Raw genomic sequence first — 10853 nt, forward strand, 5'->3', positions numbered from 1 at the left:
GGCGGCCTCCATGGCCGCCTGCGCCGCCTGCCGGAGCGACTCGCGCTCGTCGCGGGCGACACCGGCCTGTTCACCGAGCGCAGCCGCGGTGTTGCGCGCGGCGACCGCCTGCTCGTAGACGCCGTTGCTGTGCTCGGCGACCTGGTTCATGTTGCCGAGCTTCGACAGGAGGTCGGTCGCGCCCTTGCTCTCGCCGTCGAGGAAGAGGCTCAGGCTGAGGTCGGCGCCGCCGGAGCGGTAGAGCTGCGAGGCGACCCGACCGGCCTGCTTCGTCGCGGTGTCGGCCTCGGCCGTCTTGGCGTCGGCCTGCGACTGGATCGCGGTGGCCCGAGCGTCGGCCTCGAAGAAGGCCTCCTCAGCGGCCTGGAACTCCGTACCGCGCTTCTCGGCCTCGTCCTGGGCGACCTGCAGCTCGTCCTGCAACTGGACGATGAAGTTCTTGATGTTCGTGACCTCGGCGGCCTTGGCGGCCTCATTGCCCTTCGCGGCCTGGACGTCGTCCCACGAGGGGTAGTCGGCTGCCGACGCCGGGCCGGCGACACCGAAGGAGCCGACGATCGCGAGCGACATGACGATGGCGGCGGTGAGGCGTCCTCGCCACCGCACGGAGGACGCCGATCCGGCGTTGGTCGTCCGGCTTCGGCGCCAAGCGCCGGCAAGCTTCTTGCTCATGAAGTAGGGGCCCATCTCGGTTCGCTGCAGTCACATCGGTCACATCGGTACCACTGTCCACGCTAGCCCGACGGGGGGCGGGACCGGCTGTGGACACTCCCGTCGGCCGCGGCATCCGGGAGTGGTCCACGCCAGAGGCTAACCCCGGCCGGGGGCCGTGGAGTGGTCATTCGGCGCCTGTCGTCACATCCGGCATGGAGCGCCGATCGCTGCTCCGCGAACCCGATTTTGGATTCGGGGGTTTCATCCGTATGCTTGTCGCTCGGTAGTCATGAAGCTTCAGGGCTTCGCGGCCCTATCGTTTAGCGGCCTAGGACACCGCCCTTTCACGGCGGCAGCACGGGTTCGAATCCCGTTGGGGTCACCACCGACTACTGGAAAAACAGCCGCTCGGATTCAGGTATAGTGAGTCTGCGCGACTGCGAGAAGCACCGAGTAACACCAGCATCACCGCAGTTCGCATCACCAGCAATTCAACATGTATGGCCCTGTAGCGCAGTTGGTTAGCGTGCCGCCCTGTCACGGCGGAGGTCGCGGGTTCAAGTCCCGTCAGGGTCGCAAAAGGTCGGAAGCCCTCTCGCAAGGGAGGGCTTCTGCTTTTGAGACATCGTCGCCGTTCGTGCAGCTGATGTACTCGGCTCTGTAGCTCAGTTGGTAGAGCGCACGACTGAAAATCGTGAGGTCACGGGATCGACGCCCGTCGGAGCCACGGAACCCCCACCTAGCTTCTACATGGTGGGGGTTCTTTTTTTCGCCCGGACGCCCGGAACACCTACGCCACCACCGGAGTTGCCACTCCTGGCCCGCGGCGGACAGACTCGCACTGTGGAATCGAAACCGTCACGCTGGGTGACCGCCTCCGTACTCGCAGTCATGCTCGGCACGTCGCTCGTCGCCTGCTCGGACACGCGGTACGGACTGCCACGTGGTGAGGCCGTCGGCACCTGGCGCAGTGGGGACACCCGGCTCGAGCTCGCCGACGACGGGACCTTCGAGGCCACCGCATGGCCCTCGGATGTCCAGTGCAGTCTTGGCGACGACCCCCGCGCGGACGACCCGATCGACTTCTCCGGGACCTGGATGGTGGACAACGAGGGGACCAATCGAGACCTCGTCCTCCATCCCGGCGACGGCGCATGCGAGACGTCCCGGATCATCTCCGACGTGCGGAGCGACGACGGTCTCGCGCGCCTGTGCGTCCACGCCCGCGGATCATTGTCCGGCCCGGCCGAGAACTTCTTCACCCTGTATCAGGGTGATCCTCCGGAGACCGAGGATCCGGATCGCTGCCTGAACCACTAGCCCGCCCGGGCAGACGAGTCTCACCCGTCCGATCCCTGAACCCCCTCCGCTCCCTGAGCCTGTCGAAGGGCGCACGGAGAAGCATCCAAGACCAGCGACACCCATCCGGTCCCTGAGCCTGTCGAAGGGTACTCGTAGGCACTTCGACAAGCTCAGTGACCGGAAGAGGTGCACCCGCACTCACTCCGGTCTCCGCGCAACCTTCCCCGGTCCCTGAGCTTGTCGAAGGGCACACGGGAGAACCCCGCGAATCCGGCATGCCTCCTCCGGTCCCTGAGCCTGTCGAAGGGCACACGAGGACACTTCCACAGCCGACACAACTCAGCATCTGGAATGTCAGTGGTCCATGGTGGACTGGAGTCATGACCGAGACCATCACCACCGCGATCCGCGCGAGCGACGAGCACGCCGCGCGCCTCGCGGAGTTCTCGGATCACTACGCGGACATCCAGCGGCGGCGTGCTGCTCTGGATGCCGAGGAGGCCCGGCTACTCGCCCGTTCTGCGGCCTATGCGGACGCGCTCGCGGACTCGGTCGTTCCGGCCGTGTTCCCGCCGGCCGAGCGCCTGGCGCTCTCCCGCCGGTCGACCTGCGCGGCCCTCGCGATGGCGACCCGAACGCCCGAGCGGACGGTCCAGCGCGCGACGAACACGGTGCCGGCACTGAGCATGGCCGGCGTCTCCGACGTGCCCGGCATGCTCGACGGGTACGGACCCATCGACCCCCAGACCGCAGCCCGTATCGCGGTGAACGCACCCGGCTTCACCCGGATCATCGTCCAACCGGAAACCGGCGCGGTCCTCTCCGTCGGGCGGAATCAGTACCGGGTCCCGGCCGACCTCCAGCGAGCGGTCCGCCTACGGGACGGCACCTGTCGGGCACCGGGCTGCGGGCGGCGCGTCAGGGCCTGCGATCTCGACCATTCGGTCGCCTGGGACGACGGCGGGACGACAGATGTCGGGAACCTCGCCTGTCTCTGCCGACATCACCACCGGATGAAGCACCTCCCCGGCTGGAACCTCGACCACCAGCCGGGCGGGGTCCTCGAGTGGACGACACCCGACGGGAAACACCATCGGACGGAACCGGACCCCGCACCGTTCTGACCTCCGCCGGTCCCTGAGCCTGTCGAAGGGGTCCCCGTGGGCACTTCGACAAGCTCAGTGAGCGGGAAAGGTGTGCCCGGAACGATGAGGCATCCTCGTGGGCACTTCGACAAGCTCAGTGACCGGGATGGGTGTGCCCGCGTAGCTTCGGCCGTGAGCCTGTCGAAGGGTTCCTCGTGGGCACTTCGACAAGCTCAGTGAGCGGAAGAGGTGCGCCCGGAACGACGAGGCATCCTCGTGGGCACTTCGACAAGCTCAGTGAGCGGAAGAGGTGCGCCCGGAACGACGAGGCACCCTCGTGGGCACTTCGACAAGCTCAGTGACCGGGAAAGGTGTGCCCGGAACGATGAAGAGTCCTCGTGGGCACTTCGACAGGCTCAGTGACCGGGAGAGGTGCGCCCGGAACGACGAGGCACCCTCGTGGGCACTTCGACAAGCTCAGTGACCGGGGAGAACAAGCTCGGTGACCGGGAGGAGTGTCCCCGGATCGCTTTCGATCCCTGAGCCTGTCGAAGGGCAGGCGGGGTGCTCTCGCTCGGTGCGCGGGAGGACGTCCGCCGGCTCACATCGTGCACCTCCGTCCGCAAGCCCCAGACATCCGGGGCCGATCCGGACAGACTGGTCGTATGAGTTCTGCAGACGACCGCACGACCGACGGCCCCGACGACGCCCACCGAGTCCCCGCAGGGGTCGACGACGCGACCGTGGAAGCGGTCGGCAAAGTGACCGAGGCGCTCGAAGTGGTCGAGCAGGCGCGCGGCATGCTCTACGGCTTCCATCGCCTGACCGGCAAAGCGGACCTCGCGCTCGGCGAAGCCGCGGACGCCCTGCGCGAAGCCGGACACGACGCCCTCGCCGACCGGATCGACACCGAGCTGGTCGGACGCAACGTCATCGACGGACGCTGGACGTTCCAGATCGTCGAGGACTACGACGGCAACTACTGGGAGCCGTTCCGCACGCTCGAGGCGGAGGTCCGGAACGAACTGGCGGGCGGCCGACGCCACCTCGCGGAAGCCGCCATGAAGGAGGACCGCCGCACGCACGGCGCGCCCCACCACGAAGCCACACCACCGACGGTCTGAACCCGCACGGCATCAGTGCCGCGTGCCGTTAGGCTCGATCCGATGACCGATGCACCCGTTTCCCGGACGAAGTTCTCCCGCCAACGGGTGATCGTCGGAGCCGCCGAGTTCGCCGACACCTACGGCGCCGACGCCCTCACGCTCGCCGCTTTGGCCCGCGAGCTCGACACCTCGGCACCGGCCCTCCTCAAGCACGTCCGCAGCACCGAGGACCTCCGCGCCGCCGTCGCCCAGCTCGCCCTCGCCCAACTGGCCAGCGGACTCGACATCGCGACGAACGGCCTGAGCGGGTCCCCTGCACTCACCGCGCTGGCCGACGGGTACCGCCGCTTCGCCCTCGCCTATCCCGGTCGGTACGCCCTCGCGTTCTCGATCGAGGACGTCCGCGCCGACACCGGCGAGCCGGCCGACCGCGAGCTCGTGATGCTCGTCGAACGGGCACTCGCGGGGCGCGGTCTCGACAGTGTGGCGATGACGGACGCCGGACGCATCGTGCGGGCAGCCCTCCACGGCTTCGTGTCCCTCGAGCTCGTCGGCGGCTTCACCCGCGGCGCCGACCCCGCCACCAGCTACGCTGCCCTCGTGGACCTGCTCGACCATTCGTCCGCGCTCGGCTCACGCCACCTCCAGGAGACGCCATGACCATCACCACCACCCCCACCGTCCTCTTCGTCTGCGTGCACAACGCCGGCCGCTCCCAGATCGCAGCCGGCTTCCTCGGTGCCCTCGCCGGCGACCGGGTCGAGGTGCTGTCGGCCGGGAGCGAACCGAAGGACCGGATCAACACCGTGGCGGTGGAGGCGATGGCCGAACACGGCATCGACATCACCGCAGCCGTGCCCCGCATCCTCACGACCGACGCCGTCCGGGCGTCCGACGCGGTCATCACGATGGGCTGCGGCGACGCCTGCCCGATCTTCCCCGGCAAGCGCTACGAGGACTGGCAACTCGAGGACCCGGCCGGGCAAGGCATCGAGGCCGTCCGCCGCATCCGCGACGACATCGAGGAGCGGATCGCCGCGCTCTTCGTCGAACTCGTGCCCGCCGAGGCGTCCGAGTTCCCGGCCACCATCGGCTCGGTCGCCCACGAAGCGCTCGGCGCGCACGGGTTCACCCGCTTCGAGCAGCTCACGCGGGTCTCCCCCGCCGCCCTGCTCCGCATCCACGGCGTCGGCCCGAAGGCCGTCGACGTCCTGACCGAAGAACTCATGGCCCGCTCACTCGCCTTCGCCTCCTGAGAGCGATGGTGGTCGGCCAGCGCCCGGCATCGGCACGCAACCCCATTGCCCAGCGCGACACCCGTCGTATCGTGGTCGTATGAGCAAGCACGCAGCGAACGACGACAACCTCCCCGAGGACCACGAGACCACCGAGGACTCCATCGAGCAGGAGGTCGACGGCGAAGACACGTTCCTCCCCGTCGCCGAGCCGACCACCGGTCCCGCTCCCGCCCCGTAACCCGACGCGCCTCCGGGGCCGCGGATCAGGGGCCGACGAGTGCCTGGAGGTCGCGCAGGGAGCCGTCGAAGACGTTCACGTCGATGAACTCCTCCTTGCCGACGTACCCGGGCATCCGTTCCCGGCTGGTGTACTGCCAGAGGTCCCACGCCCGCCCGTCCGACAAGACAGGCGGCGTGATGACCGAGCGGATCCACATCGGGTTCCGCTCGTACGAGCCCGCGAGGAACGCGTCGTAGTACCGCATGGTGGCGTAGACGATCGGCGGGCGACCGTAATGCTCCTCGAGTGCCGCGAGGAGTGGATCCAGCACGGCGGCGACCCGCTCCGCACTCGGTGGCGTCCGACAGTAGTCGGCGTAGCACTCGAGATCGATGGTGATCGGGAGAGCACCCGCGGTGACCGGGACGGTGTCGAAGATGTTCTGGGCCTGCGTCTCGGCCGGGCTGTCGAAGCTCAGGAAGTGGTACGCCCCGATCAGCAAGTCGGTCTCGTCGGCCGCCCGTTGCGCGCCCACCCAGTTCGCGGCGAACCGTTTGTCCTGATCACCGGATCCCTCGGTCGCCTTCATGATCGCGAAGTCGATGGGCTGAGCCGCGAGCACGTCCCAGTCGATCTCGCCCTGGTAGGAGGAGACGTCGACACCGCGCACCGCGTACGAGGCGGCCAGGATCGCGTTCGGCCGCACCAGCCCCATGGCGACGAGCGCCGCGCAGATCCCGCCGATCGCGAGGGTGCCGGCCGCCCCGACGACGATCGGCCACCAGCGTCTCCAGAATCGGTTCATCGGCTCACTCTGTCACGTCTCGGCCGTGTCCCGATGCAGGACGCCTCAGCGCGGGTAGAGGACGGCTGCCCGCGGGTCGACCACGAAGTCGACGACGTCGCCCGTCGACCACCCCGCGGCCGCGAGCTGCTGCACGGCGACGTCGGCGGTGATGACCGCCGAGCGGACTCGGACGACGTCGCCCCTGGGTTCGAGGTCGGTGATCGTCGCGCGGACGGCTCCTGACGCACTCGGACCACCAGACCCGTCAGCGTCGCGGATCTCGACGCGGGACGGTCGGAACGCGCAGGCGACGGCGACCCCGTCCGGGATCGGGTCTGCCTCCGCGGAGGAGTCGACCTCGACCTCCGCTCCGTCCGGCAGACGGAGCCCGCGTGCCGTGCGGACGCCCGTCAGCAGTTCGAGTCCCGCGAGGTCCGCGGTGAACGCCGTCCGCGGCCGCTCGAGCACCTCCGCCGTCGGCCCCTGCTCGACGATGCGCCCGGCGTCCAGGACGATCACCCGGTCCGCGAGCGTGTACGCGTCGAGCACCTCGTGCGTCACGAGCACGGTCGTCCGCCCACGCAACTGCTCGCGGAGCATACGGCGCAGGTGCGGCGCGACCGTCGCATCGAGCGCGGCCATCGGTTCGTCGAGGAGGAGCAGGGCCGGGTCCGGGGCCAGCGCGCGGGCGAGCGCCACCCGCTGCGCCTGGCCGCCGGACAACTCGGCGGGACGGCGCCCCTCGAGCTCGGACGCCTCGACCTCCGCGAGTCGTCGTCGGGCGACGTCCCGAGCCTCGCCGCGCGACGCACCGGCGACCAGCGGGCCATAGGCGACGTTGTCGAGCACGGAGCGGTGCGGGAAGAGCAGCGCCTCCTGCGCCAGGAGCGAGATCCCCCGCCGGTGCGGCGGCAGCCAGTGGTCCCGACCCGATCCACCGACCGCGAACAGCTCGCGACCGGCGAGCGTCGCGTGACCGGTGTCCGGACGCAGGAGCCCGGAGAGGACCGCGAGCAGCGTCGACTTGCCGGCGCCGTTGGGGCCGAGCACGGCGACGGTCTCCCCCGCGGCGAGGTCGACGGCGAGCTCCCAGTCGCGTTCACGCAACGTCGCTCGGAACTCCAGGGCCGCCCCGGTCATCGCACCGCTCCGGCGACGGTCCGTCCACGGCGGAGCGACCCCTGCGCCCCAGCGACGCCCACGACGAGCACGGCTACGACGACGAGGACGAGCGACAGCGCGACCGCGGCGTCGGGATCGGTCTCGCGCTGCAGGTAGATCTCGAGCGGCAGCGTCCGCGTGACCCCCTGCAGGCTGCCCGCGAACGTGAGAGTAGCCCCGAACTCACCGAGGGCCCGCGCGAACGAGAGGATCGCGCCCGACACGACGGCGGGTGCGAGGAGCGGCAGCGTGACGGTGCGGAAGACCGTGGTGGGACGTGCGCCGAGCGTCGCGGCGACGGCCTCGTACCGCGAGCCGGTCGTGCGGATCGCCCCCTCCAGGCTCAACACGAGGAACGGCAGGGCGACGAAGGTCTGGGCGAGGACGACGGCGGTCGCGGAGAACGCGATGTCGATCCCGGCGTCCGCGAGTGCCGGCCCGAGCAGGCCGAGCCGGCCGAAGGTGTAGAGCAGGGCGATCCCGCCGACGACGGGCGGGAGCACGAGCGGGAGGAGGACGAGCGACCGCAGCAGGCGCTGCCCCGGGAACCGGGTGCGCGCGAGGACGAGGGCGAGGGGCACGCCGAACACGACGCAGAGAGCCGTCGCGAGTGACGACGTCCGCAGACTCAGCCCGAGCGCCGCGACCGACGACTCGGAGGTGACGAGTGCACCGAAGTCCGCCCAGTCCACCCGCAGGACGATGGCGACGAGCGGCAGCAGGACGAAGGCTGCGCCGACCATGGCGACGACGACGATCCAGCGGGGCACCCCCGAGCCGAGTTCTCTCACGGGGTCACGGTGCGCCGAAGCCGGCGTCGGCGAGCACCCGCTGTCCCTCGGCGCTCACGACGTAGGCCGCGAAGGCCGCCGCGACGGTGGGGTTCGCGCTCCCTGCGAGCGGCGCGATCGGGTAGGTGTTGACGGCCTTCGACGACTCCGGGAAGGTGATGCCCCGCACGGCGTCGCCGGCCGCGATGACGTCGGTCACGTAGACGAGCCCCGCATCGGCCTCGCCCGAGGTCACCTTGCCGAGGACGTCGGTGACGGAGGACTCCTCGCTGACCGGGCTCAGCGCGACACCCGTGGCGTCCTCGACGGCGACGGTGGCCGCCCCGCAGGGGACCTGCGGCGCGCACACGACCGTCTTGACGCCCGGACGGGCGAGATCGGCGAACGTCTTCACGCCGGCGGGGTTCGACGGGGGCACGGCGATCTGCAGGACGTTGGTCGCGAAGTCGACCGGGTCGCCCTCGACGAGGTCGGCATCGGTCAGCTTCGCCATGTTCTTCTCGTCCGCCGAGGCGAACACGTCGCCGGGAGCACCGTTCGTGAGCTGCGTGACGAGGTCGGAGGAGCCGGCGAAGGTCAGCTCGACGGTCGTACCGGGGTGCGCCTCCTTGAAGTCCTCCGCGAGCGCGGTGAAGGTCGTCTTGAGCGACGCCGCCGCGTACACCGTGATGGAGCCGCTGAGCTCGTCCGCCGTGGCCGAGACGGTGGGTGTCGACGTCGCGGCGGGGGCGGCGCAGGCGGACGCCGCGAGCAGGACCCCGGTGCCGAGGGCCAGTGCACTGAGCAGTCGGAAGGATCGACGGGGTGCGGTGCGGTTCATGAGCTCGCCTTCGGGGTTTCGATGAGGACCGTCGTGGCTTTCACGACGGCGATTGCTGTCGAGCCGAGTTCGAGACCGAGTTCGCGGACCGCCTCACTGCTCAGGAGCGACACCACGCGATGCGGCCCGCACTGCAGTTCCACCTGCGCCATGACCGTGTCCATCGTGATGTCGGTGACGATGCCGACGAAGCGGTTGCGTGCCGAGCGTCCGATCTCCGAGGGGTCGACGGGGAGGACGGCGTTCTCTCGGGCCAGCCGAGCGAGCGACAGGCCGTCGACGACCGCTCGGCCCGCCTCGTCCTTCGCGCTGACGAGTGCGCCCTGGTCGATCCAACGACGGACGGTGTCGTCACTGACCCCGAGGAACAGGGCGGCGTCTCGGATACGGATCTGCGGCATGGAGACAGGCTAGTGCACGCATTCGCGTTGACACGACCTAGCTGTAACCGCATTCGCGCTTCGGGTCGTCGGCGGCGGGCCGGCGCTTCGACCCTCCACGACGCCCCCTGCTCCGAACCATCCGTATGAGATCACGCCTGCTCGCCGCCGTCACCCTGCTCGCCCTCGCCACCGGCCTCTCCGCCTGCGCATCGCCCGATTCAGGAACCGGCGGCGCCACGGGCGACGGACCGCTCGTCGCGTTCTACGGCGACTCGTACACCCTCGGCACCGGAGCGAGCGACCCGGCCAATCGCTGGTCCACCGTCGTCAGCGAGGAACGCGGCTGGCGGGAGTTCAACCCCAGCGTCAACGGCCTCGGGTTCGTGAACCACCGCGACCGATTCGGCGACGGCAGCGGCGACCTGCCCTCCCTCATCATCGCCGAGCAGCCCGACATCGTCTTCGTCACGATGGGCCTCAACGACGCGTTCAGTTTCGACGATGCCGCCGACCGGATCCACGAGCAGATCACGACGGACCTGCATCGCCTCCGCGACGCCCTCCCGGAGGCCCGCTTCATCGTCGTCGAACCGTTCTGGTACACCGATGAGCGACCGCAGTCGATCGAGACGATCATCGGCTGGGTGGCCGACGCCGCGCAGGAGATCGACGCCGACACCGTCCCCGGGGCGTCGCACTGGATCGAGGGGCACCCGGAGTGGATGGCCGCGGACGGCCTCCACCCGAACGACGAGGGGTACGCGGAGATGGCTCAGCGGATGGACGTCGAGCTCGAGCGCCTCGGACTCTGACGCCCCGGTGTCCGTCGCCGCTCAGCCCAGGCGGATGCCCCGGTCAGCCATGAACGGGACGGCATCGACGCGCGAGCCGCCGATCCTGACCTCGAAGTGCACGTGGCATCCGGTCGAGGCACCCGTCGTCCCGACGAGCGAGATGTTCTGACCGGCGGACACCCACTGCCCCTCGCCGACGAGGATGCTGCTGTTGTGCGCGTACCCGGTCATGACGCCGCCACCGTGGTCGACGAGGACCCAGTTGCCGTAGGTGCCGAGCCAGCCGGCGTAGACCACGGTGCCGGCGTTCGCGGCGTAGACCGCTCGCCCGCAACCCGCTCCGATGTCGGTGCCCGAGTGGAACGGGTTGACGCCGGGCACGGGGCGACCGGGTCGCGGTCCGTAGTTGTCGGTGATCCGGCCGGAGATCGGCAGGGCCCACCCCTGGCTCCCGACGGCACCCGAGGCACCGCCGCCTCCGCCGCCGCCGCCACCGCCGGCGTTCGCAGCGG

12 protein-coding genes, 3 tRNA genes and 3 pseudogenes are annotated in these 10853 nt (G+C 69.9%); 10 read left to right on the forward strand and 8 right to left on the reverse strand.

Annotation, left to right across the window (positions count from 1 at the left end; translation table 11 throughout):
• Positions 1-672, reverse strand: a pseudogene (locus tag IFT89_RS18260) (hypothetical protein); the annotation flags it as partial.
• A 291-nt stretch (positions 673-963) separates the two neighbouring features.
• Between IFT89_RS18260 and IFT89_RS18265 the strand changes: the two are divergent.
• The 9 genes and pseudogenes from IFT89_RS18265 to IFT89_RS18305 all read left to right on the forward strand — a co-directional run bounded on the left by IFT89_RS18265 (position 964) and on the right by IFT89_RS18305 (position 5623).
• Positions 964-1039, forward strand: a tRNA-Glu gene (locus tag IFT89_RS18265).
• A 117-nt stretch (positions 1040-1156) separates the two neighbouring features.
• Positions 1157-1230, forward strand: a tRNA-Asp gene (locus tag IFT89_RS18270).
• Positions 1231-1308: 78 nt separating this feature from the next.
• Positions 1309-1381: transfer RNA gene (locus IFT89_RS18275), tRNA-Phe, on the forward strand.
• A gap of 116 nt (positions 1382-1497) precedes the next feature.
• Positions 1498-1974: a hypothetical protein gene (locus tag IFT89_RS18280; RefSeq protein WP_202939660.1), complete on the forward strand. Its 477-nt coding sequence runs from the start codon at positions 1498-1500 to the stop codon at positions 1972-1974.
• Positions 1975-2336: 362 nt separating this feature from the next.
• Positions 2337-3080: an HNH endonuclease signature motif containing protein gene (locus tag IFT89_RS18285; RefSeq protein WP_244650844.1), complete on the forward strand. Its 744-nt coding sequence runs from the start codon at positions 2337-2339 to the stop codon at positions 3078-3080.
• A 626-nt stretch (positions 3081-3706) separates the two neighbouring features.
• Complete coding sequence (locus IFT89_RS18290) at positions 3707-4165, forward strand: hypothetical protein (RefSeq protein ID WP_064294389.1); 459 nt, start codon at positions 3707-3709, stop codon at positions 4163-4165.
• Positions 4166-4207: 42 nt separating this feature from the next.
• Positions 4208-4807: a TetR-like C-terminal domain-containing protein gene (locus tag IFT89_RS18295; RefSeq protein WP_202939662.1), complete on the forward strand. Its 600-nt coding sequence runs from the start codon at positions 4208-4210 to the stop codon at positions 4805-4807.
• Positions 4804-5211, forward strand: a pseudogene (locus tag IFT89_RS18300) (arsenate reductase ArsC); the annotation flags it as partial. The gene IFT89_RS18295 and the pseudogene IFT89_RS18300, both read left to right, overlap by 4 nt.
• 271 nt (positions 5212-5482) lie before the next feature.
• The gene (locus tag IFT89_RS18305; RefSeq protein ID WP_153303386.1) at positions 5483-5623 is read left to right on the forward strand and encodes a hypothetical protein; all 141 of its coding nucleotides are present in this window, start codon (positions 5483-5485) and stop codon (positions 5621-5623) included.
• 25 nt (positions 5624-5648) lie between these two features.
• On the opposite strand, the gene IFT89_RS18310 is transcribed toward IFT89_RS18305, so the two are convergent.
• From IFT89_RS18310 to IFT89_RS18330, 6 genes and pseudogenes are all read right to left on the reverse strand, one after another.
• Positions 5649-6410 (reverse strand): GH25 family lysozyme, encoded by a 762-nt coding sequence (locus IFT89_RS18310; RefSeq protein WP_202939664.1) that lies wholly within the window; start codon positions 6408-6410, stop codon positions 5649-5651.
• A 45-nt stretch (positions 6411-6455) separates the two neighbouring features.
• Positions 6456-7034 carry a TOBE domain-containing protein gene (locus IFT89_RS20960; RefSeq protein WP_441004806.1) on the reverse strand — a complete coding sequence of 193 codons (579 nt, stop codon included), beginning with the start codon at positions 7032-7034 and terminating at the stop codon, positions 6456-6458.
• A 54-nt stretch (positions 7035-7088) separates the two neighbouring features.
• A pseudogene (locus tag IFT89_RS20965) lies at positions 7089-7478 on the reverse strand (ATP-binding cassette domain-containing protein); the annotation flags it as partial.
• A gap of 50 nt (positions 7479-7528) precedes the next feature.
• Entirely contained in the window at positions 7529-8296 is a 768-nt protein-coding gene (locus IFT89_RS18320; protein ID WP_202939668.1) for an ABC transporter permease, read from the reverse strand.
• Positions 8297-8348: 52 nt separating this feature from the next.
• Positions 8349-9164 carry a molybdate ABC transporter substrate-binding protein gene (gene modA / locus IFT89_RS18325; RefSeq protein WP_137242252.1) on the reverse strand — a complete coding sequence of 272 codons (816 nt, stop codon included), beginning with the start codon at positions 9162-9164 and terminating at the stop codon, positions 8349-8351.
• Positions 9161-9565: a TOBE domain-containing protein gene (locus IFT89_RS18330; RefSeq protein WP_137242253.1), complete on the reverse strand. Its 405-nt coding sequence runs from the start codon at positions 9563-9565 to the stop codon at positions 9161-9163. Before IFT89_RS18330 ends, modA begins: the two co-directional genes overlap by 4 nt.
• A gap of 125 nt (positions 9566-9690) precedes the next feature.
• Between IFT89_RS18330 and IFT89_RS18335 the strand changes: the two genes are divergently transcribed.
• Entirely contained in the window at positions 9691-10359 is a 669-nt protein-coding gene (locus tag IFT89_RS18335; RefSeq protein ID WP_202939666.1) for an SGNH/GDSL hydrolase family protein, read from the forward strand.
• 21 nt (positions 10360-10380) lie between these two features.
• Here IFT89_RS18335 and IFT89_RS18340 read toward each other — a convergent pair.
• Positions 10381-10853: M23 family metallopeptidase (locus IFT89_RS18340; protein WP_202939667.1), on the reverse strand; the 473-nt coding region annotated here is incomplete at its 5' end.

The sequence above is a fragment of the Plantibacter sp. CFBP 13570 genome, from assembly GCF_014841395.1.
Classification (GTDB): domain Bacteria; phylum Actinomycetota; class Actinomycetes; order Actinomycetales; family Microbacteriaceae; genus Plantibacter; species Plantibacter auratus.

What these genes read in the sequence shown, in the direction of transcription:
- IFT89_RS18295 (WP_202939662.1), top strand. Translation starts at nt 4,208, where the DNA reads ATGACCGATGCACCCGTTTCCCGGACGAAGTTCTCCCGCCAACGGGTG.
- IFT89_RS18290 (WP_064294389.1), top strand. Translation starts at nt 3,707, where the DNA reads ATGAGTTCTGCAGACGACCGCACGACCGACGGCCCCGACGACGCCCAC.
- IFT89_RS18335 (WP_202939666.1), top strand. Translation starts at nt 9,691, where the DNA reads ATGAGATCACGCCTGCTCGCCGCCGTCACCCTGCTCGCCCTCGCCACC.
- IFT89_RS18310 (WP_202939664.1), bottom strand. Translation starts at nt 6,410, where the DNA reads ATGAACCGATTCTGGAGACGCTGGTGGCCGATCGTCGTCGGGGCGGCC.
- IFT89_RS18320 (WP_202939668.1), bottom strand. Translation starts at nt 8,296, where the DNA reads ATGGTCGGCGCAGCCTTCGTCCTGCTGCCGCTCGTCGCCATCGTCCTG.
- IFT89_RS18305 (WP_153303386.1), top strand. Translation starts at nt 5,483, where the DNA reads ATGAGCAAGCACGCAGCGAACGACGACAACCTCCCCGAGGACCACGAG.
- IFT89_RS20960 (WP_441004806.1), bottom strand. Translation starts at nt 7,034, where the DNA reads ATGGCCGCGCTCGATGCGACGGTCGCGCCGCACCTGCGCCGTATGCTC.
- IFT89_RS18330 (WP_137242253.1), bottom strand. Translation starts at nt 9,565, where the DNA reads ATGCCGCAGATCCGTATCCGAGACGCCGCCCTGTTCCTCGGGGTCAGT.
- IFT89_RS18285 (WP_244650844.1), top strand. Translation starts at nt 2,337, where the DNA reads ATGACCGAGACCATCACCACCGCGATCCGCGCGAGCGACGAGCACGCC.
- modA (WP_137242252.1), bottom strand. Translation starts at nt 9,164, where the DNA reads ATGAACCGCACCGCACCCCGTCGATCCTTCCGACTGCTCAGTGCACTG.